Below are 22,326 nucleotides of genomic sequence, written 5' to 3'. Positions count from 1 at the left end.
GGCTTACCAACGCAACATGCCGCAGCCGCTCCGGCAACCCTCCTTCCGGGGGGCGCGCAGCCGCAAGGAGCGCTCGTGCTGTGCCAGAAAGGGCGCTTCGTGGCCGATTCCGGCAACCCCAACGAGAACATCCCTTCCACCGACGCCGGTGTCGTCGGCGAGGCCGTCGCCGCCTCGTACGACGCCAGCGCCATCACCGTGCTCGAAGGGCTGGACGCGGTCCGCAAGCGCCCCGGAATGTACATCGGTTCCACCGGTGAGCGCGGTCTGCACCACCTGGTGTACGAGGTCGTCGACAACTCCGTCGACGAGGCGCTGGCCGGCCACGCGGACACCATCGACGTGACGATCCTGCCCGACGGCGGCGTCCGCGTGGTGGACAACGGCCGAGGCATCCCGGTCGGCATCGTGGCCTCCGAGGGCAAGCCGGCCCTCGAGGTCGTGCTGACCGTCCTGCACGCGGGCGGCAAGTTCGGCGGCGGCGGTTACGCCGTCTCCGGCGGTCTGCACGGTGTGGGCGTGTCCGTGGTGAACGCGCTGTCCATGAAGGTCGCCGTCGAGGTGAGGACCGATGGCCACCGCTGGACGCAGGACTACAAGATGGGCGTCCCCACGGCGCCGCTGGTGAAGAACGAGGAGACCGAGGAGACCGGCACGTCGGTCACCTTCTGGGCCGACCCGGAGATCTTCGAGACCACGGAGTACTCCTTCGAGACGCTGTCCCGGCGTTTCCAGGAGATGGCGTTCCTCAACAAGGGCCTGACGATCAGGCTCACCGACGAGCGCGAGTCGGCGAAGGCCACGAGCGGCGCGGACGAGGCGGGCGCGGACGAGAAGGCCGAGGTCAAGTCGGTCACGTACCGCTACGACGGCGGCATCGTCGACTTCGTGACGTACCTGAACTCCCGCAAGGGCGACGTCGTGCACCCGACGGTCGTCTCGCTGGAGGCGGAGGACAAGGACAAGAGCCTGTCCCTCGAGGTCGCCATGCAGTGGAACGGCGGATACAGCGAGGGTGTCTACTCCTTCGCCAACATCATCCACACCCACGAGGGCGGCACCCACGAGGAGGGCTTCCGCGCGGCGCTGACCTCCCTGATCAACAAGTACGCGCGCGACAAGAAGCTGCTGCGCGAGCGGGACGACAACCTCACCGGTGACGACATCCGCGAGGGCCTGACCGCGATCATCTCGGTCAAGCTGAGCGAGCCGCAGTTCGAGGGCCAGACCAAGACCAAGCTGGGCAACACGGAGGCCAAGACCTTCGTGCAGCGCGCGGTCTACGAGCACCTCAACGACTGGCTGGACCGCAACCCGGTCGAGGCGGCGGACATCATCCGCAAGGGCATCCAGGCTGCCACCGCGCGGGTGGCGGCCCGCAAGGCCCGTGACCTCACCCGGCGCAAGGGTCTGCTGGAGTCCGGCGCGCTGCCGGGCAAGCTGTCCGACTGCCAGTCGAACGACCCGTCCAAGTGCGAGATCTTCATCGTCGAGGGCGACTCCGCCGGCGGTTCGGCCAAGTCCGGGCGCAACCCGCAGTACCAGGCGATCCTCCCGATCCGCGGCAAGATCCTCAACGTGGAGAAGGCGCGGATCGACAAGATCCTGCAGAACCAGGAGATCCAGGCGCTGATCTCGGCCTTCGGCACGGGTGTGCACGAGGACTTCGACATCGAGAAGCTCCGCTATCACAAGATCATCCTGATGGCGGACGCCGACGTCGACGGCCAGCACATCAACACCCTGCTGCTGACCTTCCTGTTCCGCTTCATGCGACCGCTGGTCGAGTCCGGGTTCGTGTACCTCTCCCGTCCCCCGCTCTACAAGATCAAGTGGGGCCGGGACGACGTGGAGTACGCGTACTCCGACCGCGAGCGCGACGCGCTGCTCGAAATGGGCCGCCAGCGCGGCAAGCGCGTCCGCGAGGACTCCATCCAGCGCTTCAAGGGTCTGGGTGAGATGAACGCGGAGGAGCTGCGCGTGACCACGATGGACCCGGAGCACCGTGTCCTCGGCCAGGTCACCCTCGACGACGCCGCCCAGGCCGACGACCTGTTCTCGGTCCTGATGGGCGAGGACGTCGAGGCCCGCCGCCTCTTCATCCAGCGCAACGCCAAGGACGTCCGCTTCCTCGACATCTGAGTCGGTCCCGGCTGACCGCACCCAGGAAGGATCTTCACCAGCAATGACCGACGAAACCCCCGAGTTCACGCCCGAGCCGGTGACCCCGGAGGAGGAGACGGGCGAGACCGTCACCCTCCGGATCGAGCCGGTGGGCCTCGACGCCGAGATGCAGCGCTCCTACCTCGACTACGCGATGTCCGTCATCGTGTCGCGCGCGCTGCCCGACGTCCGGGACGGCCTCAAGCCCGTCCACCGCCGTGTGCTGTACGCGATGTACGACGGCGGTTACCGCCCCGAACGCGGCTTCTACAAGTGCGCGCGTGTCGTCGGCGACGTCATGGGCAACTACCACCCCCACGGCGACAGCTCGATCTACGACGCCCTGGTCCGCCTCGCGCAGCCGTGGTCGATGCGCATGCCGCTCGTCGACTCCAACGGCAACTTCGGTTCGCCGGGCAACGACCCCGCGGCTGCCATGCGGTACACCGAGTGCAAGCTGGCACCGCTGTCGATGGAGATGGTCCGCGACATCGACGAGGAGACCGTCGATTTCAAGGACAACTACGACGGCCGCTCCCAGGAGCCGACCGTCCTGCCCGCCCGCTTCCCCAACCTGCTGATCAACGGCTCGGCCGGTATCGCGGTCGGCATGGCGACCAACATCCCGCCGCACAACCTCCGCGAGGTCGCGGCCGGCGCCCAGTGGCACCTGGAGCACCCGGAGGCGTCGCAGGAGGAACTGCTGGACGCCCTCATCGAGCGCATCAAGGGCCCGGACTTCCCGACCGGCGCGCTGGTCGTGGGCCGCAAGGGCATCGAGGAGGCGTACCGCACCGGGCGCGGCTCCATCACGATGCGCGCGGTGGTCGAGGTCGAGGAGATCCAGAACCGGCAGTGCCTGGTCGTGACCGAGCTGCCGTACCAGGTGAACCCCGACAACCTGGCGCAGAAGATCGCCGACCTGGTGAAGGACGGCAAGATCGGCGGCATCGCCGACGTCCGCGACGAGACCTCCTCGCGCACCGGTCAGCGTCTGGTGATCGTCCTCAAGCGGGACGCGGTGGCCAAGGTCGTGCTGAACAACCTGTACAAGCACACCGAGCTGCAGACGAACTTCGGCGCCAACATGCTGGCCCTGGTCGACGGGGTGCCGCGCACGCTGTCGCTGGACGCGTTCATCCGCCACTGGGTGACGCACCAGATCGAGGTCATCGTCCGCCGGACCAAGTTCCGGCTGCGCAAGGCCGAGGAGCGCGCGCACATCCTGCGCGGTCTGCTGAAGGCCCTGGACGCGATCGACGAGGTCATCGCGCTGATCCGGCGCAGTGAGACCGTCGAGATCGCCCGCGGCGGCCTGATGGACCTGCTCACGATCGACGAGATCCAGGCCAACGCCATCCTCGAGATGCAGCTGCGCCGGCTGGCCGCCCTGGAGCGCCAGAAGATCGTCCAGGAGCACGACGAGCTCCAGGCGAAGATCGACGAGTACAACCGCATCCTCGCCTCCGAGGAGCTGCAGCGGCAGATCGTCCACGACGAGCTCGCCACCATCGTCGAGCGGTTCGGCGACGACCGGCGCAGCACGCTGGTGCCCTACGACGGCGACATGTCCATCGAGGACCTGATCGCCGAGGAGGACATCGTCGTCACCGTCACGCGCGGCGGCTACATCAAGCGCACCAAGACGGACGACTACCGGGCGCAGAAGCGCGGCGGGAAGGGGGTGCGGGGCGCGAAGCTGAAGGAGGACGACATCGTCGACCACTTCTTCGTCTCCACCACGCACCACTGGCTGCTGTTCTTCACCAACAAGGGCCGTGTCTACCGGGCCAAGGCGTATGAGCTCCCCGACGCCGGCCGGGACGCGCGCGGCCAGCACGTGGCCAACCTGCTCGCCTTCCAGCCGGACGAGGCGATCGCGGAGATCCTGGCGATCCGGGACTACGAGGCGGCGCCGTACCTGGTACTGGCCACGAAGGCGGGCCTGGTCAAGAAGACCCCGCTGAAGGACTACGACTCGCCGCGCTCCGGCGGTGTCATCGCCATCAACCTGCGGGCGGGCGAGGACGGCGCGGACGACGAGCTGATCGGCGCCGAGCTGGTCTCCGCCGACGACGACCTGCTCCTCGTCAGCCGGAAGGCGCAGTCCATCAGGTTCACCGCGTCGGACGACACGCTGCGTCCGATGGGCCGTGCCACCTCCGGTGTGAAGGGCATGAGCTTCCGCGAGGGCGATGAACTGCTCTCGATGAACGTGGTGCGGCCGGGTACGTTCGTGTTCACCGCCACGGACGGCGGTTACGCCAAGCGAACTGCCGTGGACGAGTACCGCGTGCAGGGACGTGGCGGTCTGGGCATCAAGGCTGCCAAGATCGTGGAGGACCGGGGCTCGCTCGTCGGCGCGCTGATCGTCGAGGAGAGTGACGAGATCCTCGCCATCACCCTCTCCGGCGGTGTGATTCGCACGCGCGTCAGCGGGGTCAGGGAGACGGGCCGTGACACCATGGGCGTCCAACTGATCAACCTGGGCAAGCGCGATGCCGTGGTCGGTATCGCTCGCAACGCCGAAGCGGGGCGTGAGGCGGAGGAGGTCGACGGCGAGCTCGTCGTCGACGAGACCGCCGAGGTCACCACGATCGCCACGGACGAGGGTGAGGCGCCCTCGGCCGAGTAGCACGAGGAGTGAATCACGTGAGCGGAGCCACGGGCGCCGGATCGGCCGGTACCTCCAGGGGTACGGAAACGGACGGCGGCGGCCGTGGCTCCGCCTCGCAGGCGGCCTCCGTCGATACTTCTCCTGCTTCTACTCCTGATTCTTCGAGTTCCCAGGGGGGAACCGTGACGGACACCCGTGGTGCGCGGGCCGGCGGCGGTACGACCGAGGGCATGGCGGCCTCCCCGCTGCCCGGTGAGCGTGGTCCCGCGCAGCCTGCCGGGCCCTACCACCCGCCGCAGGCGTACGCGGCGCAGCCGCCGGCCGGGGCGGTGCGCCGTCCGCGCACGGGGGTCGGCACGGCGCCGCGCACCCGCAAGGCGCGGCTGCGGGTGGCCAAGGCGGACCCGTGGTCGGTGATGAAGGTGAGCTTCCTGCTCTCGATCGCGCTCGGTGTCTGCACGATCGTGGCGTCGGCGGTGCTGTGGATGGTGCTGGACGCGATGGGCGTGTTCTCCACTGTGGGCGGCACGATCTCGGAGGCGACCGGGGCCACCGAGGCGTCCGGCTTCGACCTCCAGTCCTACCTCTCGCTGCCGCACGTCCTGATGTTCGCGACGATCATCGCGGTCATCGACGTCGTCCTGGCCACGGCCCTGGCGACCTTGGGTGCCTTCATCTACAACCTCTCCGCGGGCTTCGTGGGCGGTGTCGAGCTGACCCTCGCGGAGGACGAGTGAGGGTGCCTCCCGCCTCGGCCGACGTTCCCCCGACAACCGATTTTGGGACTGCCCCGGTCGTGCGCTAATCTTCAGGAGTCAGCGCGCGGGACACACCCCGCGAAGCGGGCGGGGCTATAGCTCAGTTGGTTAGAGCGCATCCCTGATAAGGATGAGGCCACAGGTTCAAATCCTGTTAGCCCCACATGCGAAAAGACCTCCAGTCGATATCGGCTGGGGGTCTTTTGACATCCATGGCTGACACCTCGCGATACGGGTCGGTCACGTCACCGCGTCAACCGGCTACGAGTACTCCTCGGGGCGATCAGCGTTTTCACTTGCACCTATACGATCCGCAGCTATGAAGCGTTCCATGATCGCGCTGGTCAGCGCAGGTGCAGTCACCCTTGCCGGAGGCGGGTACGCCGTCGGAGCGACGCGGCACGACAGCGCATCCGAGCAGTCCGCTGTGTGCCGGCAGGCCGGCTACGACTTTGGGAAGCGAGCCGGTCGACTCCGGAAGCAGAAGGAGCGCGAAGCCCACGATGAGGACTACGCCAACTCCATGAACTGGCATGCGGAGTCGGCTCAGGTGCACATCGTCGGCTTGATCGTCGAGCAGAATCCGACCTGTTTCGGTGGCGCGACCCGTGCGGCAGCGGCCTATCTGCAGAAACCCCGATCCACGGATGCGGGGGGCGCTGAGGCGGAGGAGGATGCCGCCGCCTGTGAACTCCTCACGATCCCGTCTCAGAACTGCTGGGTCACATCAGATGACTGAAGTGCCTGTCGTTCTTGTGCTCGTTCTCGTGACGGCGTCAATACTGACCGTGACCGGCGTGCTGGCCATGACGACTGGGCGCATCGCACTCCCCTGGGTGCGCAAGGGAGTCGAACAGCCTCGCGTATGGGGTGCTGGGGCGTCGCTGATCGCGGCGAGCCTCACGGCTATGTGGCTGGTGCCCTTCCGTGGCCAGAGCCTGCTAGCGCTGGCTGGCCTCTTGCTGACTTGCTGGTCCCAGGGCTGGCGTCATCGGGAGAGGGCCCGGGGGACTGATCTGTCGACAACAGCGCCGACACCTGACACCAACGTCTGACACCAACAGCGGCGAATAAGACTGGGAACCCTCCAGCCCTCAGGCTTTTTTCGAAGGCCCTCAGTCGGTTCCGACTGGGGGCTTCGGCGTTCCCGGAAGTCTCGTGAGCGGAGGTCCGCGGGGTGGTGGACGCGAAAGACCCGATCGCTGGCGACGGGGGATGCGCCAGCGATCGGGCTATGGCCAAGGGTAACAAGGTTGGAGGCGATGCGGGGCCAACGAGCTTGATAAGTAGGGTAGTTGGCTGATCCTGGTGGGTCAGTGGGGGCATGGGGGGTCGTAGGGGAGGCGGGGGAGGTACTCGTGCCACTTCTGGGGCGTGAGGACACCCCGGGTGACCGCGCAGATGTGGCGGACCGCCTCGTCCGCGTCCAGGCTCCACAGCCGTACCGTGTCCGCGCCGCTGGAGACGCCGAGGACACGGCTGCCGGGGCTGAACGCGAGGAAGTTGCCGGTCTTGGCGTACGGGCTCATCGACTGGCCGATCGGCGCCGCCGAGCCGGGGCGGGTGAGGTTCCAGAGGCGGACGGTGTTGTCGTTGCCGCCGCTGGCCAGGGTGTGGCTGTCGGCGTTGAAGGTCAGTGAGGTCACCGACTCCGTGTGTCCGGTCAGGGGGCGGCCGACGGGGGCCGCGGCGGCGGGGTCGGTGACGTCCCAGAGACGGACCGTGTCGTCGTCTCCGCCGCTGACGAGGGTGCGGCCGTCGGAGGTGTACTCCAGCGCGTTGACCGGGCCCGAGTGGCCGGTGAGCGGGCGGCCGCGCAGCACGGGCCGGGCGGGGGCGGTCACGTCCCACAGCCGGATCGTGCCGTCCGCGCTGCCGCTGGCCAGGGTGTGTCCGTCCGGGGTGAACTCCAGCGCGTTGATGTATCCCCGGTGTCCCGCCAGGGGTGCCCCGTAGGGAGCGGGGTGGGCGGGGTCGGCCACGTTCCACAGCCGGAACCGGTGGTCGTCGTAGGCGGTTGCGAGGACGCTGCCGTCGGGGCTGAAGTCGAGCGCGTCGGGGCCCATGAAACGGGTCATCAGTCTGAGCGGCGGACCGGCGACCACCGGACGGGCTGGGTCGGCCACGTTCCACAGGTACACCGAGCGGTTCCCGGTCAGTACCGCCAGCGTGCGGCCGTCGGGGGCGAACATCAGGGTGCGCTGTCCGCCGTCCGCCGGCATGAACGGAGCGCCCAGCGCCACCGGCCGGCCCGGCGCCGTCACCCGCCACAGCCGGACCCGGCCGTCGCGCGCTGCCGTGGCCAGCACCTTGCCGTCCCGGCGGAACGCGGCGCTGCGCCCGGTCATGTCCGAGGTGGGCACCGCCCACAGCCGGGCCCGGCCGTCCCCGCTGCCGGTGGCGAGGGTACGGCCGTCCGGGCTGAAGCCCAGCGCGTACATCTCCCCGCTGCTCCCGGCTAGCGGCTCGCCGACCTGGGACGGGGAGGCGGGGTCGGTGACGTTCCACAGGCTGGCCGTGGAGTCGGCGCTGGCCGCCGCGAGCCTTCCCCCGTCCGGGCTGAACGCCACCGACCACACGGGCCCGGTGTGCCCGGTCAGCGGCGCTCCCAGCGGGGCCGGACGCTCCGGGTCGGCCACGTTCCACAGCCGGATGGTGTCGTCCGCGCTGCCGCTGGCCAGCACCTTGCCGTCGGGGCTGAACGCCACCGAGTGCACCAGATCCGTGTGGCCCCGCAACACTCCCCGCCGGGCCCTTGGACGGCGGGGGTCGGCCACGTCCCACAGCCGCACGGTGTCGTCGTCGCCCGCCGAGGCGAGGGTCCGCCCGTCGGGGCTGAACGCCACCGAGCGCACCGGCGCGCTGTGCCCGCGCAGCACCTCCAGCGGCTTCGCCCGGTGCGGATCGGCCACGTTCCACAGCCGTACGGTGCGGTCCTCGCCCGCGCTGGCCAGGGTGCGGCCGTCCGGGCTGAAGGCGACCAGGTAGATCGTGCCGTCGTGGCCCGTGAGGGGCTCCCCCAGGGGCCGGGGATGGGCGGGGTCGGTGACGTCCCGGAGGTGGATGGTGCCGTCGTCGCCCGCGCTGGCCAGGGTGCGCCCGTCCGGGCTGAACACCGCGCTGCTCACCCACGACCGGTGTCCGTGCAGCGGGGCCCCCAGGGGCTTGGGACGGCCCCGGTCGGCGACGTTCCACAGGCGGACGGTGCGGTCGTAGCTCGCGGTGGCGAGGAGCTTGCCGTCGGGACTGAAGGAGGTCAGGTAGACGGCGCCGGTGTGACCGGTCAGCGGGGTGGCGAGCGGGGCGTTCACTATGGAGATCAGCCTGCTGTAGGCGCCCTCGTCGTCCGGGCGCAGCCGGTGCGCGACCAGGTCGAGGCCCGCCGCGAGCGACGGGTCGGTGTGCTGGACCCGGTCGGCCTCCGCGAGCACCTGCTCGAAGACCGCGTCGTTCCGCTGCTGCCAGGCCACCACCGCGGCCCCCGCCGCGAGCACCGCCAGCACGGTGAGCGCCGCCACCGCGGCCCTGCTGATCAGCACCGTCCGCTTGCGCAGCCGTACCGACGCGGCCAGGAAGTCCACCGCGCCCCGCGTCAGATAGGTGTCCCCGGCGGACTGCGCCCCGCCGCGCGCCTGCTCCAGACGGGAACCCCGGTACAGCAGGGAACTGTCGCGTTCGGAGTCCTCCCAGGCCCGGCCGTCCTCCTCCAGCCGCTGGCGCAGCAGATGGTCGCCGCGGTTGTCGTCGATCCAGTGCCGCAGCCGGGGCCAGGCGTGCAGCAGCGCCTCGTGGGTGATCTCCACGGTCTCCGCGTCGAGGGTGACCAGCCGGGCGCGGACCAGCGCCTCCAGCGACTCCTCGGTCTTGTCCGGGTCCGTGGACTCGGCTGCCAGCTGGCGCCAGGTACCGCGCCTGCGGGTGGCCTGGGTGTCCTCGCCGAGCCGGACCAGGCGCAGCAGGAGCAGCCGGGCGGCGGTGCGGGCGGCCGGGTCGAGCCCGGACCAGGCGCGCTCGGCGCTGGCGGCGACCGCGCCCTGGATGCCGCCGGCCGACCGGTATCCGGCCACCGTCAGCCGGCCGGCCCTGCGGCGCTGCCAGGTGGCGAGCAGGGCGTGGGAGAGCAGTGGGAGCACGCCCGCGTCGTGGGCGCCGCGTGGGCCGTCGGCACTGACCTCGCGGACGATCAGCTCGGTCAGGCCCGCCTCCAGCTCCAGCCCCACCGCCCGCGCCGGCCCGTTCACCGCCTCGCGCAGCTCGGCGGTGGTCAGCGGGCCGAGCACCATGTGGCGGTGCTGGAGGGCGTCGGCGAGTTCGGGGTAGCCGAGGCACTCCTCGTAGAAGTCGGCGCGGATGCCGAGGACGACCTGGACGGGGGCGGGACCGGTGGGTCCGGGGGTGCAGGCGGCGTGCAGGAACCGGACGAAGGCCCGGCGGTCGCCCTCGCCCGGGCAGAGGGTGAAGGTCTCCTCGAACTGGTCCACGATCAGTACCGGCCGGACCGACCCGCGGGGGGCGGGCGCCGGGGACTCCGGGGAGGAGCGGGGGGCCGGGACGGCGACGGTGTCCGGGTGCCGCCGGCCGAGGGCCCACTCGGTGACCGCCTCCCGTATCGCCCCGGCGGCCGGGCTTCGGTCCTCCTCGGCGGCCCGCGCCTCCTCGGCGAGCGGGGCGAGGGCCGGGACCAGGCGGGTCAGCTCCCCCAGCGGATCGGCGCCCGGCACGAGTTGCAGGACCGCGGGCGCGCCCTCCTCCTCCAGCGCGGGCACCAGGCCGGCGTTGAGGAGTGAGGACTTCCCGGCGCCCGAGGCACCGACCAGCACCACCAGTCCCCCGTCGTGCTCGGCGGCCCGCAACTGGGCCACCAGCGCCTCCGTGCCCCGTTCCCGGCCGAAGAACCAGCGGGCGTCCTGCTGCCGGTAGGAGGCGAGTCCCCGGTACGGGCACACCGGGGACTCGGCCGGCGGGGGATCGGGCACGGGGCCGTCGGGGCGCTCGCCGACCGGGTCGGCCAGGGCGCGTTCCCACAGCCGCTGCCACTGGGACAGGTCGTACAGGCCGCCGGAGACCGGCGTGGGGCTGGCGCGGCGGGCCTCGGGGATGAGGATCTGGAGGACGGCGGCCAGGGCGGCGAACTGGGCGGGTGCGTTCCTGGCTCGCCGCCAGTCGCTGATGCGCTGTGCGGAGACCCGTACCGGACGGCCCCGCTCGTCCACCCGCTGGAGCCGGACGACCGCCTCCGCGACGCTTTTCAGGGGCGGATTCCCGGCTTCCCTGTACAGCAGGGCGAGACGTTCGGCGAAGGCTGTGCGTGCCCCTGAGTCGGAACCCAAGGTTCCACCCCTCACTTCCCCCATCTGACGCGTCCGGACCGGAAAACTCACCCTATAGGGCTGACCTGCGGGAAAGCCCTGGTGCAGCGATCCGGACCTCCTCGCCGGCTGCCACGGATGGCAGGATCGCATCGCCGTAGCGGAGCTGTCACAGACCGTCCGGACAGGCCACCGGCCCGGTCCGTACGAAGGTTCCCCCCGGGCGCCGGATGTTCTCGGCCAAATTCGCCGGGAGCGGCGGCCCGGCTCGGCGGGACGCCACCGGATCCGCGGGCCCATCGCGCCGGGCACACCGGCACGGCCCGGGACGAAGACCCCCCGCTCCGTTCGGTACCGGTCCCCACGAGGGGAGGGACCGGTGCCGGACGGGCGGTGGCACGTCCGGTTCGGGCGGGTGCGCGCGGGGCAGGGACGTCGTGGGCGCGGGCCGTCGGGGGTCCGTGCGAGCAGGGGAGGACGCATGAGGGTGTCCGTGGACCGGGAGGTCTGCTACGGCTCGGCCGAGTGCGCGTACCGCGCGCCCGAGGTCTTCGACTTCGTCGAGGGGTACGGCGTGGTCAGGCCGGGCCGGGAGAATTCCGGGGACGATCCGCTGGTGCGCGAGATCGTGGAGAGGTGTCCCTCGCAGGCCGTGCTGCTGGGGGAGTGAGGCGGACGCGGTGCGGGCCCCCAGGCCGTTGGCCGGGGGGCTTTCCGTGTCGACGGTCGGGTACGCAAGTCGCCGTTGTGCCGAGACGTCCGCGGTACTTGATGCCTGCCGTGGGGCTCGGCGGCCTCAGCAGTCGAGGTGGGACGCGTACTGCTCGGTGCTTTCCTGCCGGTGCGTGGTCTCGGTGCGGTCGGGGGCGTTCACCCGGTGCGGGGCGAGGGCCCCGGCTTCCCTTCCGGCCAGTGAGCGGTGCCGGCAGTTGGGGGACTTCCCGTGGGCCTCGGCCCGGATGCGCTGCTTCATCGTGGGGGGCAGGGACCTGGCCTGTGGCCAGACCTGGTGGCTGACGGCCTCCGGTGCCTCCGCTGCGGTGTGCTCCGTGCTGCCCTGACTCGGGCTCCCGGCGTGGGCCGAGGCGACCGGGGCGGTCGCGGTGACGAGTCCGAGCGCCGTGCACAGCGCGAGGAAGGCGGTGACGATGGCGGTCCACAACGTCATGACCTTGTTCCTGGCCATGGCCCCTCACTTTCAGGTTGGGCGATTTGCGTACTTTCCTCATGATGTGTATGAGGGCGGCGAAGTGGTGGACCGACGCCCGTGGCGCGTCGATGTTCAGATGAACACCACTCGAACAGCCGTAAAGAGGCGAAAAGTCTCCGAGACCCCTACCGAACGGGAGGAACACAACCCTCTGTGCGGGTGTGATCACCCTCCGGCCGCACCGGCTCCGGGCCGTCGGGAGACGGGAGTTGGGGGCCCGGCGCAGGTCACCGATCGGTCTCGGCCGGTGTGTATAGTCGGGCGCCAGAGGTCCCCTACGTCAACGAAAGACGAGGTCGCGCGGTGAAGAAGCTTCTCCTGGTCGCACTGGCCGCCATCGGCGGTCTCCTTGTGTACCGCCAGATCCAGGCGGATCGCGCCGAGCAGGACCTGTGGACGGAGGCCACCGACTCCGTGCCCACCGGTTCCTGAAACCCGGCTCCACGGTCTGAACGAACCCCGGTCGCCAGAGCGGCCGGGGTTCTGTGTTGCCGGACCCCGGAACCTGAGGTAGGCCTCGTCCCGGGAGCGCGGGCGTTTCGGACGGCCGCGCGAAAACCCTGATGGCGCAAGCGGTACCGGGCAGGATGGGGCCCGGCGCGGTGACCTAGGGGCAGGGGGCGGCTGATGCGGCGGGGGTTGCGGAACGCGGTACGGGGACTGTGCGCGGGGGCCGTGGTGTGGGCCCTCGCCGGGACACCCGCGGCGGCGGTTCTGGACGGGTACGCCTTCGCTCCGGGGGCCGAGGACGTCGCCGGGTCCCCGGACACCGCCGGGGCCCGGACGCTCGTGCCCGGCCGCACCTACCGCAGCTCGCTCCCGGTGCACGGCCGGCTCTACTACCGGCTCCCCCTGAACGCCACGGCGAACGCCTATGTCCCGGTCACGGCCGTACCCCCGCGCGGCGCGACCGTCGCCGCGACGGACGGCATACGGGTCTCGCTGCAGGACGCCGACGGCAACCCCTGCTTCTACTCCTCCGCTTCCTTCGGCGCCGCGCTCAGCCCCCGGCCCGTCACGGCCGTCGGCCAGCGGGACACCGGCAAGTCGCTGTGCCGGAGCGCGGCGGTGTACTACCTGCTGGTGGAGCGGCTGGACGCCAGGACCTCCGACCCCGGCCGCTGGAATCTGGAGCTGGCCCCCGCCACCGAACCCGGACTCGCCGCCACCGGCCCCACGGCACCGCCCCGCACCTGGAACTCCGCCACGCCCCGGCCGCCCGGCGACGCCCCGCGAGAGAGGAGGGGAGGCAAGGGTTTCTCCTCCGCCCGCCTGCTGGGCCAGGGCATCTGGCGTACCCGTCTCGTCCCCGGCGACACCGCCTTCTACAAGGTGCCGGTCGACTGGGGACGCCAGGTGCACGCGAGTGCGGAACTGGCTGCCGCCACCGGTCACGGATACGTCGGCGGCGCCCTCACGCTCTCTCTTCTCAACCCGGCCCGCGCCCCGGTCGACGACGCGGCCCTCGGCTACACCGGCGCCCGCCGGGCGGTGTCCCTCGCCCCGGTGCCGCCGGTGGAGTACGCCAACCGGTACGCGGTGCCGAGCGGGGAGAACGGAATGCGGTTCGCGGGGGACTACTACCTTGTGGTCCACCTCAGCGAACGCCTCGCGGACTCCTTCGGCACGGACCCCTTCGGAGTGACGCTCCGGACACAACTGGACGGGACCGCCCACGCCGGCCCGAAGTACCAGGGGCGCACCGCGCCGGCGGATCTGTTCGGCATGAGCGCGGGGGACCGGGGGGCGGCTTCGGGCGTGGGCACCGGGAGCGGTGATCCGACGATGCGGGTGCTGGCGTACGGCGGCCTGGGCGGCGGTAGCGCGCTGCTGCTGGGGCTGGGGGCGTGGACGCTGCTGGTCCGGCGGTCTCAGACGCGGGTCAGTGCCCAGAAGCCGACGGCGTAGCAGAGCAGCGCCAGCAGCAGTACCGGGACCGCGACCTTGGCGGAGGGGCCGGAGCGTGGCCGGGAGTGGGCGCGGTGGCCGGGGGTGCGCGGAGCCTCGGGGGGCCGGCCCGGTGTGCGGGGGTCGCGGGCCGTGTACGCGGCGGTGTGGGGGTCGGACGTGGGCCGGGGCGGCGGTGGGGGCGGGAGGTGGAAGCTGCCGGTGTCGGACATGGACGGGGTGCTGACGGCCGGGGGCCGGGTGCCCAGGTCGGCTGTCGGGGGCGTGGCCGGGGTGCCGGGCAGCGGGGCGTTCGTCGTCGTGCCGCTGGTGTCCGGGGCGCCCGGGGGCCGGTGGCCCCAGCGGGCGTCCACCGCGGGGGCGGGCTTTCGGGGGCCCTCCGGGCCGAAGCCGGGAGGCAGGGGGCCGAGCTGGTCGAAGATCTCTATCGGTTCGTCGTCGGGGCCGGGCTCGGGGAGGAGCTCACGGGCGGCGGCGAGGGCCTTGCGGGCGCCCGTGGCGGTGCGGAAGCGTGCGGCGGGGTCGGGCTGGAGCATGGTGGCGATCACCTGCCACAGCGGCTCGGGCACCCGCGCCGGCGCGCTCGGCGTCCCGTGCTCCAGGAAGTACCGGACGATCTCCTTGCCGTCCGGCTTGGCCCCCTCCAGCAGGTACAGGGCGACCAGCCCCACCGCGAACAGGTCCGCGGGGAAGTCGGGTTCGGCCCCCAGCAGCTGCTCGGGCGCCAGATAGCCCGGCGTGCCGACCACGAGGTTGGTCTCGGTCAGCCGGGGCTCTCCGAACCGCATGGCGATGCCGAAGTCGGACAGCCGCAGCCGGGGCCGGCCGGTGCCGGTGGCCTCCAGCAGCACGTTCGCGGGCTTGATGTCCCGGTGCACGACCCCCTCGGCGTGCACGGCGTCCAGGCCGGACAGCAGCTGGTCCAGCAGGGTGCAGACGAACACCGGCGGAAGAGGACCGTAGTCGTTGATCAGATGGACCAGGGAGCCACCGGACACCAGGTCCATGGTGAAGAGGACCTGGTCGTCGTCGGCCGCCCAGCTCGCCGGCGCCAGCACATGCGGATGATCGATGCGCAGCGCCTGCTCGCGCACGAAGCGCAGCAGGGTGTGGGCGTCGCGCTGCTGGAGCACCTTGGCGGCGACATAGCGCCGCCTGCGGTGGTCCCAGGCGCGCCACACCGCGCCCACACCGCCACGCCCGACCGGGTCGGCCAGCTCGTACCGGCCCGCGAAGACCTCACCCATGACCGCGCGGCTCCTCCCCCTGATGCGCTGCCCCGGCCGTACGGCCGGGCCCGGTGCCGGACCCCCTCCGGACCGGGCCGGGGGTCAGCTCTGATGGGACTGGTAGTGCGCGACCGCGTCGGCGGTGCGGCCCGCGCCGTAGACCCGGAGGAACTCTGCCAGTTCGGGGTGCGTCGGGGCGAGGGTGTCCGCGGCGTCGATGATGTCCCCCGCGGCGGCGACGGAGCGCAGCAGCGACTGGATCTCGCGCACGACCCGCTTCACGGTGGGCGCGCCCGAACTGCTCGTCGTGTGCGTGGTGTTGCTGAGCACCGAGCCCCCTTGGGACTTCTTGATCTCGTCCATGCGGTCGGTCGCCTCGGCCGCGCTCACACTGCCGTCCGCCACCTGCGCGGCCAGTTCCTGCAACAGCTGCACCCGCTGCACCACCGCGGGATTGCCGATCTTGGCCCGCTGGCCGCTCATGAGCTGCGACAGCATCGGGGCCGACAGCCCGAGCGCGGCGGCGAGCCGGGCCTGGTTGAGCCCGAGATCGTCGATGAGCTTACGGAAGAGCGCCCCCAACGGCTCCCCGTACCAGTTCCGCTGGAGCTCCCGCGCTCTCGCGGTTGCTTCCTGCTGTGCGGCATCCATTGCGTCTCCCCATCGCTTCCCCAGAAACCGTGGTTCGCTGAAGCGAACCACGTCGAGCATCCTACGGAGCGGGGTGATTCGCGGGGAGCCCCAATCTTTTTGCGGGATACGGGGGGTGAACCGGTACTCTGGTCTGTGACGCCCTCCGGGAGCCAGTCCTCTCGTCGGTCGTTCCCTTCCGGGGCCTTAGCTCAGTTGGTAGAGCGCTGTCTTTGCATGGCAGATGTCAGGGGTTCGACTCCCCTAGGCTCCACAACCAAAAACCCCCTCCGAGCTGCGGAAACGCAGTACGGAGGGGGTTTTCTCATGCTGCCGCGGGGACGGGGGCTCAGGGCGGCGCCGACGCTGTTTCACGTGAAACAGCGTGCGGTGCCCGTCAGTTGAGGCGTCCGGTCAACGGTTCTCGTCGCCCTCGACGTCGTCCTCGACCTGCTTCGCCTGGACCTCGGGGTCCAGGACGGAGGAGCCGGCGCCGTCGACCGAGTGAAGTCGGGCGGAGTCCGGCATCTCCGTAGCGGCCGGGGGCTCGACCAGCCAGTCCGGGTTGGCCTGGCGGTCCCACCACTGCCAGACGGCGTAGGCGCCGCCCGCGAGCAGGCTGGCCAGGGCCACGTACCTGAGCGCCCGGCCGGTGCGGCCGCGGCGCTCGTTGCGGCGGGCCAGCTTCTTGATCTCCTTGGCCGAGACATTGCCCCGCAGTGCGACCAGGGCGGCGGCGCTGCGTGCCGCGGCCTCGTCGTACACCGGGGTGGCGGCGGCCACGGCCTGCTCGATCCTGGGGCGGGAGTACTCCGCCGCCTGCTTGGCGGCCTTGCGGGTCAGCTTGGCGGCGTCCTGTGCCGCCTGATCGACCTTCGGCGGGACGTGGGAGAGCGCTCGCTCCACCTGCGGGGCGAGCTTGGCGTCGTACTGAAGACGGGCCTGGTCGGCCGCCTGCGAGACCACGGGCGCCAGCCGTACACGTGCCTCCTGCGTGTAGTGAGCGGCACGCTCCTTGGCCGTGTCGGCATAGGGCGCCACCACGTCCGCTGCGTGCAGCACGCTGTCCTTGGCCGAACCGGTCGCGGCGCGCACGCTGTCGATGCGGGTCACGGGAACCTCCTCCTCGGTGGCGGTACGGTATTTCGACTGTCCACCCTGTTACGGATCATGCCTGTCGGTGGTCCACACAGCATGTGTGGACGGGCATACGGGTGCCGATCTCCGGCGAAGCGGTGGAAATCCGGGCAACGAGCCCGCTCACGACCCTGCCATGATGCACCGCCCGGCGCCGCCCATACGGGTCGAACTCGCCGTCACCCGCCCGGTTCCGGGCGGCCCGGAGCGTGCGAGGATCTGCAGTGAACGGAAAGACGACGGAAGGCAGACCGTGGCCGAGCAGCTTTACGCCACCCTGAAGACCAACCACGGCGACATCAAGATCAGGCTGTTCCCGAACCACGCGCCGGCCACGGTCAGGAACTTCGTCGAGCTGGCCCGGGGCGAGCGCTCCTGGAAGCACCCCGGGACCGGCGTCGAGAGCACGGACCCGCTGTACGACGGCACCACCTTCCACCGGGTGATCAGCGGCTTCATGCTCCAGGGCGGCGACCCGCTCGGTACCGGCATCGGCGGCCCCGGCTACCAGTTCCCGGACGAGTTCCACCCCGACCTGTCGTTCAACAGGCCCTATCTGCTCGCCATGGCCAACGCCGGGCCGGGCACCAACGGCTCGCAGTTCTTCATCACGGTCTCCCCGACCACCTGGCTGAACCGCAAGCACACCATCTTCGGCGAGGTCGCCGACCCGGCCGGCCGGAAGGTCGTCGACGCCATCGCCGCCGTCCCCACCGGCCGCAACGACCGCCCGGTCGAGGACGTGGTGATCGAGTCCGTCGTGGTGGAGAAGACCGAGGGCTGACCTGCGGCCGGTGGGTTCCGCGCGGGAACCAAACGCCCCCCTTGTCCGTAAGGATGGGCGGGGGCGGTTCCACGCCCGGTGGAGTGACGACGGACGACGCGGGGACGAAGGGGATCTCATGGACCAGGCAGCGGCCGACGCCCCGGGCGCCCGCAAGGTGCCCGTCTGCTACCGGCACCCGGACCGCGAGACCGGCGTGCGCTGCACCCGCTGCGACCGCCCGATCTGCCCCGAGTGCATGGTCGACGCCTCCGTCGGCTTCCAGTGCCCCGACTGTGTGCGCGGCGGCGCCTCCGGCTCGGGCGGCAGCGTGTCCGCACCGGCCGACAATCGCCCCCGCACACTCGCGGGCGGCACCCTCACCCGCGACCCCCGCCTGGTCACCAAGGTCCTCATCGGCCTGAACCTGGCTCTCTTCCTGGTCAAGCTCGCCCTCGGCGACGTCTTCACCAACCAGTTCGACCTGATCGGCCGGGCCTACGCCCCCCATCTCGCCGGCATCCAGGGCGTCGCCGAGGGCCAGTGGTACCGCCTGCTGACCTCGATGTTCCTGCACGGCGGCTATGTGCACATCCTGTTCAACATGCTCAGCCTGTGGTGGATCGGCGGCCCGCTGGAAGGCGCCCTCGGCCGTGCCCGCTACCTCACGCTGTACCTGGTGTGCGGCCTGGCCGGCGGCGCGCTGACCTACCTGCTGGCCGCGCCCAACCAGCCCTCGCTGGGGGCCTCCGGTGCGATCTTCGGCCTGTTCGGCGCCACCGCGGTGCTGCTGCGCCGGCTCCGGTACGACATGCGTCCGGTCGTCGTGCTGCTGGTGGTCAACCTGATCATCACGTTCGGGGTGCCGGGCATCGCCTGGCAGGCGCACATCGGCGGGCTGGTCGCCGGTGTCGTCGTGGGGTACGCCATGATCCACGCCCCGCGCGAACGGCGGGCGCTGATCCAGTACGGGGCCTGTGCGCTGGTGCTCCTGGTCGTGGCCGTTCTCACCCTGGTGAGAACCCTTCAGCTCACCTGAGCCCGAACCGTTGTCCACAGTCTGTGCCCGATCTTGTGCACACTGTGCGGGAACAACCGTGCCCCCCGTCGCTCGGATGAGAATCCGCAGGTCAGACAGGGGGCGTGCGCGGGAGAGCCGGTCGTCGGATGGTGTTCCCGGCGTCAACCGGGGATTAGTTATCCACAGATCGTATTCCTTTTCCCCAGGGGGATGTGGATACTTCGTTGGCCTGTGGATAACTCAGTGGAGAGCCGTGGGCAGAGGTCGCCGGGACCGGGGTCGGGGCCCGGTCACTTCCACTGGGTGGAGACGCCGAAGCCCGCCGCGATGAAGCCGAAGCCGACGACGATGTTCCAGTTGTCCAGGCTGTCGATCGGCAGCGAGCCGTCGGTCACGTAGAACACCACGATCCACGCCAGGCCGATGAGGAACATGGCCAGCATGACGGGCGCGACCCAGGCGCTGTTGGTGAGCTTGATGGCCTGCGCCTGCTTGGCGGGCGGCGGCGTGTAGTCGGCCTTCTTGCGGATACGTGACTTCGGCACGAAGGTCTCTCCTGTCGATGCGCTGCGTGGCCGCGCAGGTGTCTGGGTCGAGCTCGGGGCAGCGTACAAGGGGACGGCAAGGGCGCACCGAGTCCTCCCCCGGACGTCCGTTAGCGTAGTGCTTCCGCGGCGCCGAAGGAGATAAGGGTACGTTGAGCAATTCTGCCGACTCCCCAGGGACGGGAGCAATGGGTTCCGCGACCGCCCGTCGTCCCCGTTTCCGGCCGGTGCGGATTCTCACCGCCGGCGTCTTCGCTCTGGCCGGCCTCATCTTCGTCACCAGCTTCAACACCGCCAAGGGCACCGACCTGCGCACCGACACCTCACTGCTGAAGCTGTCGGACCTCATCCAGGAGCGCAGCCGGAAGAACAAGGGTCTGGACGAGTCCAACGCCACACTGCGGCACAGCGTCGAGTCGCTGGCCGAGGGCGACGACGGCAGCACCCGTGCCCAGGACCAGAGGCTCGGCGGGCTGGAGAAGAGCGCGGGCACCGAGCGGCTCACCGGCAGAGCGGTCACCGTGACCCTCGACGACGCTCCGCCGAACGCCACCGCCAAGCTCCCCGGCTATCCCCCGCCCCAGCCCGACTACCTGGTCATCCACCAGCAGGACCTCCAGGCGGTCGTCAACGCGCTGTGGAACGGCGGCGCGCAGGGCATCAGGGTCATGGACCAGAGGCTGATCTCCACCAGCGCGGTCCGCTGCGTCGGCAACACCCTGATCCTCCAGGGCCGTGTCTACTCACCCCCGTACAAGATCACTGCCGTGGGCGACCCGGAGCGGCTGAAGCAGGCGCTCGCCGCGAGCAAGGCGATCCAGAACTACATGGTGTACGTGAATGTCTACGGCCTCGGCTGGGACGTCGCCGACGAGGGCACCGTCACGCTGCCCGGCTACACCGGAACCGTCGACCTGCACTACGCGACGCCCGTGAAGTAGCGGCGCGGGAGGGAGCCGCCCCTCACCCGCCGACCGCGTGTTCGCGGCGCGAAACCGTTCCGCCCGTCATTGAGGTGATCGGCGCCCGGCCCCGTAAGTCCAGGTGTGCTCCAGGCACGCCGGTGACGGACCCGGCGCCGTTAGTCTGGTGCCGTACGGCGTGAGTCAGGGGCCGTGGAGGAACGGAAGGGACGGCATGTACGGCTGGATCTGGCGGCATCTGCCGGGCAACGCGTTGGTGAGGGCACTGATCTCGCTCGTGCTCGTCGTGGCCGCGGTCTACGTCCTGTTCCAGTACGTGTTCCCGTGGGCGGAACCACTGCTGCCCTTCAACGATGTGACGGTGGACAACCAGTGAGCAGCGCCCGGATTCTCGTCGTCGACAACTACGACAGCTTCGTCTTCAACCTCGTCCAGTACCTGTATCAGCTCGGCGCCGAGTGCGAGGTGCTGCGCAACGACGAGGTGACCACGGCCCACGCCCAGGACGGTTTCGACGGCGTCCTCCTCTCGCCCGGCCCGGGTACGCCGGAGGAGGCCGGGGTCTGCGTGGAGATGGTCCGGCACTGCGCCGCGACCGGCGTCCCGGTGTTCGGGGTCTGCCTCGGCATGCAGTCGATGCAGGTCGCCTACGGCGGGGTGGTGGACCGCGCGCCCGAGCTGCTGCACGGCAAGACCTCGCCGGTGATCCACGAGGGCCGGGGCGTCTTCGCGGGTCTGCCGACGCCGTTCATCGCGACCCGGTACCACTCCCTGGCCGCCGAGCCGGCCACCGTGCCGGCCGAGCTGGAGGTCACCGCCCGCACCGAGGACGGGATCATCATGGGGCTGCGCCATCGTGAGCTCCCGGTCGAGGGCGTGCAGTTCCACCCGGAGTCGGTGCTGACCGAGCACGGTCACCGGATGCTGGCCAACTGGCTCGCCGAGTGCGGCGACCGGGACGCGGTGGCGAGGTCGGCGGGGCTCGCCCCGGTGGTGGGCAGGGCCACGGCGTGACCACCCCGCGCCCGGAACGCGAGGACGCGTACGGCGGGGCGCCGTACGGGTTCTACGGTCCGGCGTTCGTGGGCGCGGGCGATCCGGGGACGGCACGGATGCCGCCGGTCGACGGCCACGGTGGCCGAGGCGCGTACGCGGCCGGTCCCGAACTCCCCCTGGACGACCGGACCATGGCGCTCCGGGTGCCCGCTGCGGCGGAGGGCGCGTACGGCTCGCTGAGCGCCTCCACGGATGCGGTGGGCTCCGGCGGAGCCACCGGTGGGCGTGCGGCCCGCAGGAAGGCCGCCAAGCGCGGGGGCGGGCGGCGTGGCGGGGGACGCGAGGGGGTGTCCGCCATCGCTGACGGTCCGGCGCGGCCGCTGTCGCGGGTGGAGGCCCGGCGGCAGGCGCGGGCGCGCAAGCCGGGGGCGGCCGTCATGGTGAGCCGTGCGGTGGGCGAACTCTTCATCACCACCGGCGTGGTCATGCTGCTGTTCGTCACCTACCAGCTCTGGTGGACCAACGTCCGGGCCCACGCGGAGGCCGGCAGCGAGACGAGCCAGCTCCAGGACGACTGGGCGAACGGCAAGCGGGCGCCGGGGGTGTTCGAGCCGGGTCAGGGGTTCGCCATCCTGCACATCCCCAAGCTGGACGTGGTCGCGCCGATCGCGGAGGGCGTCAGCAACAAGAAGGTGCTCGACAAGGGGATGGTCGGGCACTACGGGGAAGCGCCGCTGAAGACGGCGATGCCGTACGACAGGACCGGCAACTTCGGGCTCGCTGCGCACCGCAACACCCACGGGGAGCCGTTCCGTTACATCAACCGGCTGGTGGCGGGGGACGCCGTCGTGGTCGAGACGCAGGACGAGTACTTCGTGTACAAGGTGGCCTCGATGCTGCCGGTGACCCCGCCGTCCAACACCAGCGTGCTGAATCCGGTGCCGAACGGGTCGGGGTTCACCCGTGAGGGTCGGTACATCACCCTCACCACCTGCACGCCGGAGTTCACCAGCAAGTACCGGCTGATCGTCTGGGGCAAGATGGTCGAGGAACGCCCGCGCAGCAAGGGCAAGCCGGACGCGCTCGTCCAGTAGCGGCGGTCCGTCTCACCAGCCGA

General features: G+C 70.8%; 19 protein-coding genes and 2 tRNA genes. 15 read left to right on the top strand and 6 right to left on the bottom strand.

Annotation, left to right across the window (positions count from 1 at the left end):
* The first annotated feature begins 75 nt into the window (after nt 1-75).
* The 5 genes from gyrB to ACWCV3_RS09010 all read left to right on the top strand — a co-directional run bounded on the left by gyrB (nt 76) and on the right by ACWCV3_RS09010 (nt 6,277).
* Nucleotides 76-2,142, top strand: coding sequence for a DNA topoisomerase (ATP-hydrolyzing) subunit B (gene gyrB, locus ACWCV3_RS09030; RefSeq protein ID WP_451220587.1), 2,067 nt, complete (start codon nt 76-78; stop codon nt 2,140-2,142).
* 43 nt (nt 2,143-2,185) lie between these two features.
* Nucleotides 2,186-4,798, top strand: a complete 2,613-nt coding sequence (gene gyrA, locus ACWCV3_RS09025) for a DNA gyrase subunit A (protein WP_451220584.1) — start codon at nt 2,186-2,188, stop codon at nt 4,796-4,798.
* 17 nt (nt 4,799-4,815) lie between these two features.
* Nucleotides 4,816-5,517, top strand: a complete 702-nt coding sequence (locus ACWCV3_RS09020; RefSeq protein WP_451220581.1) for a DUF3566 domain-containing protein — start codon at nt 4,816-4,818, stop codon at nt 5,515-5,517.
* 110 nt (nt 5,518-5,627) lie between these two features.
* A tRNA-Ile gene (locus ACWCV3_RS09015) sits at nt 5,628-5,701 on the top strand.
* Between the two features lie 168 nt (nt 5,702-5,869).
* The gene (locus tag ACWCV3_RS09010; RefSeq protein WP_451220579.1) at nt 5,870-6,277 is read left to right on the top strand and encodes a hypothetical protein; all 408 of its coding nucleotides are present in this window, start codon (nt 5,870-5,872) and stop codon (nt 6,275-6,277) included.
* 574 nt (nt 6,278-6,851) lie between these two features.
* Here the strand turns inward: ACWCV3_RS09010 and ACWCV3_RS09005 are convergent.
* Nucleotides 6,852-10,892 carry an nSTAND1 domain-containing NTPase gene (locus ACWCV3_RS09005; RefSeq protein ID WP_451220576.1) on the bottom strand — a complete coding sequence of 1,347 codons (4,041 nt, stop codon included), beginning with the start codon at nt 10,890-10,892 and terminating at the stop codon, nt 6,852-6,854.
* 436 nt (nt 10,893-11,328) lie between these two features.
* Here ACWCV3_RS09005 and ACWCV3_RS09000 point away from each other — a divergent pair, with 436 nt between their 5' ends.
* The gene (locus tag ACWCV3_RS09000) at nt 11,329-11,517 is read left to right on the top strand and encodes a ferredoxin (protein ID WP_451220573.1); all 189 of its coding nucleotides are present in this window, start codon (nt 11,329-11,331) and stop codon (nt 11,515-11,517) included.
* 126 nt (nt 11,518-11,643) lie between these two features.
* Here ACWCV3_RS09000 and ACWCV3_RS08995 read toward each other — a convergent pair whose 3' ends face one another.
* Nucleotides 11,644-12,033, bottom strand: coding sequence for a DUF6344 domain-containing protein (locus ACWCV3_RS08995; RefSeq protein WP_451220570.1), 390 nt, complete (start codon nt 12,031-12,033; stop codon nt 11,644-11,646).
* A 327-nt stretch (nt 12,034-12,360) separates the two neighbouring features.
* Between ACWCV3_RS08995 and ACWCV3_RS08990 the strand changes: the two genes are divergently transcribed.
* Nucleotides 12,361-12,489 carry a DLW-39 family protein gene (locus tag ACWCV3_RS08990; protein WP_003999697.1) on the top strand — a complete coding sequence of 43 codons (129 nt, stop codon included), beginning with the start codon at nt 12,361-12,363 and terminating at the stop codon, nt 12,487-12,489.
* 195 nt (nt 12,490-12,684) lie between these two features.
* Nucleotides 12,685-13,965, top strand: coding sequence for a hypothetical protein (locus tag ACWCV3_RS08985; RefSeq protein WP_451220568.1), 1,281 nt, complete (start codon nt 12,685-12,687; stop codon nt 13,963-13,965).
* On the opposite strand, the gene ACWCV3_RS08980 is transcribed toward ACWCV3_RS08985, so the two are convergent.
* Both ACWCV3_RS08980 and ACWCV3_RS08975 read right to left on the bottom strand, forming a co-directional pair.
* The gene (locus tag ACWCV3_RS08980; protein ID WP_451220565.1) at nt 13,929-15,212 is read right to left on the bottom strand and encodes a protein kinase domain-containing protein; all 1,284 of its coding nucleotides are present in this window, start codon (nt 15,210-15,212) and stop codon (nt 13,929-13,931) included. The two genes, ACWCV3_RS08985 and ACWCV3_RS08980, sit on opposite strands and share 37 nt — an antisense overlap.
* An 84-nt stretch (nt 15,213-15,296) precedes the next feature.
* Nucleotides 15,297-15,845 (bottom strand): helix-turn-helix domain-containing protein, encoded by a 549-nt coding sequence (locus ACWCV3_RS08975; RefSeq protein ID WP_164188304.1) that lies wholly within the window; start codon nt 15,843-15,845, stop codon nt 15,297-15,299.
* Between the two features lie 180 nt (nt 15,846-16,025).
* Between ACWCV3_RS08975 and ACWCV3_RS08970 the strand changes: the two genes are divergently transcribed.
* Nucleotides 16,026-16,098, top strand: a tRNA-Ala gene (locus ACWCV3_RS08970).
* 140 nt (nt 16,099-16,238) lie between these two features.
* Here ACWCV3_RS08970 and ACWCV3_RS08965 read toward each other — a convergent pair.
* Nucleotides 16,239-16,937 carry a DUF5324 family protein gene (locus ACWCV3_RS08965; RefSeq protein WP_451220562.1) on the bottom strand — a complete coding sequence of 233 codons (699 nt, stop codon included), beginning with the start codon at nt 16,935-16,937 and terminating at the stop codon, nt 16,239-16,241.
* A gap of 277 nt (nt 16,938-17,214) precedes the next feature.
* Between ACWCV3_RS08965 and ACWCV3_RS08960 the strand changes: the two genes are divergently transcribed.
* Both ACWCV3_RS08960 and ACWCV3_RS08955 read left to right on the top strand, forming a co-directional pair.
* Nucleotides 17,215-17,745: a peptidylprolyl isomerase gene (locus tag ACWCV3_RS08960; protein WP_451220560.1), complete on the top strand. Its 531-nt coding sequence runs from the start codon at nt 17,215-17,217 to the stop codon at nt 17,743-17,745.
* A gap of 118 nt (nt 17,746-17,863) precedes the next feature.
* Nucleotides 17,864-18,763, top strand: a complete 900-nt coding sequence (locus tag ACWCV3_RS08955; RefSeq protein ID WP_451220557.1) for a rhomboid family intramembrane serine protease — start codon at nt 17,864-17,866, stop codon at nt 18,761-18,763.
* A gap of 272 nt (nt 18,764-19,035) precedes the next feature.
* Here the strand turns inward: ACWCV3_RS08955 and crgA are convergent, their stop codons facing one another.
* A complete protein-coding gene (gene crgA, locus ACWCV3_RS08950) occupies nt 19,036-19,290 on the bottom strand; it encodes a cell division protein CrgA (RefSeq protein ID WP_061922326.1) in 255 nt (84 codons plus the stop codon).
* Between the two features lie 152 nt (nt 19,291-19,442).
* Here crgA and ACWCV3_RS08945 point away from each other — a divergent pair, with 152 nt between their 5' ends.
* The 4 genes from ACWCV3_RS08945 (at nt 19,443) to ACWCV3_RS08930 (ending at nt 22,303) form a co-directional block, all read left to right on the top strand.
* The gene (locus ACWCV3_RS08945; protein WP_451220554.1) at nt 19,443-20,231 is read left to right on the top strand and encodes a DUF881 domain-containing protein; all 789 of its coding nucleotides are present in this window, start codon (nt 19,443-19,445) and stop codon (nt 20,229-20,231) included.
* A 196-nt stretch (nt 20,232-20,427) separates the two neighbouring features.
* On the top strand, nt 20,428-20,589 hold the full coding sequence (locus tag ACWCV3_RS08940; RefSeq protein WP_030805941.1) for a hypothetical protein: 162 nt from the start codon (nt 20,428-20,430) through the stop codon (nt 20,587-20,589).
* Nucleotides 20,586-21,227 carry an aminodeoxychorismate/anthranilate synthase component II gene (locus tag ACWCV3_RS08935; protein WP_451220551.1) on the top strand — a complete coding sequence of 214 codons (642 nt, stop codon included), beginning with the start codon at nt 20,586-20,588 and terminating at the stop codon, nt 21,225-21,227. Before ACWCV3_RS08940 ends, ACWCV3_RS08935 begins: the two co-directional genes overlap by 4 nt.
* Nucleotides 21,224-22,303: a class E sortase gene (locus ACWCV3_RS08930; protein WP_451220548.1), complete on the top strand. Its 1,080-nt coding sequence runs from the start codon at nt 21,224-21,226 to the stop codon at nt 22,301-22,303. Before ACWCV3_RS08935 ends, ACWCV3_RS08930 begins: the two co-directional genes overlap by 4 nt.
* The last annotated feature ends 23 nt before the right edge of the window (nt 22,304-22,326 follow it).

The sequence above is a fragment of the Streptomyces sp. NPDC001781 genome (genome assembly GCF_053596035.1).
This window is presented reverse-complemented; position numbering and strand designations above follow the sequence as displayed.

Bases quoted from the DNA above. Each gene is read 5' to 3' on its own strand.
- ACWCV3_RS08995 (WP_451220570.1), bottom strand. From the start codon at position 12,033: ATGGCCAGGAACAAGGTCATGACGTTGTGGACCGCCATCGTCACCGCC.
- ACWCV3_RS08980 (WP_451220565.1), bottom strand. From the start codon at position 15,212: ATGGGTGAGGTCTTCGCGGGCCGGTACGAGCTGGCCGACCCGGTCGGG.
- ACWCV3_RS08985 (WP_451220568.1), top strand. From the start codon at position 12,685: ATGCGGCGGGGGTTGCGGAACGCGGTACGGGGACTGTGCGCGGGGGCC.
- ACWCV3_RS09005 (WP_451220576.1), bottom strand. From the start codon at position 10,892: ATGGGGGAAGTGAGGGGTGGAACCTTGGGTTCCGACTCAGGGGCACGC.
- gyrA (WP_451220584.1), top strand. From the start codon at position 2,186: ATGACCGACGAAACCCCCGAGTTCACGCCCGAGCCGGTGACCCCGGAG.
- ACWCV3_RS09000 (WP_451220573.1), top strand. From the start codon at position 11,329: ATGAGGGTGTCCGTGGACCGGGAGGTCTGCTACGGCTCGGCCGAGTGC.
- ACWCV3_RS08975 (WP_164188304.1), bottom strand. From the start codon at position 15,845: ATGGATGCCGCACAGCAGGAAGCAACCGCGAGAGCGCGGGAGCTCCAG.
- ACWCV3_RS08940 (WP_030805941.1), top strand. From the start codon at position 20,428: ATGTACGGCTGGATCTGGCGGCATCTGCCGGGCAACGCGTTGGTGAGG.
- ACWCV3_RS08955 (WP_451220557.1), top strand. From the start codon at position 17,864: ATGGACCAGGCAGCGGCCGACGCCCCGGGCGCCCGCAAGGTGCCCGTC.
- ACWCV3_RS09010 (WP_451220579.1), top strand. From the start codon at position 5,870: ATGATCGCGCTGGTCAGCGCAGGTGCAGTCACCCTTGCCGGAGGCGGG.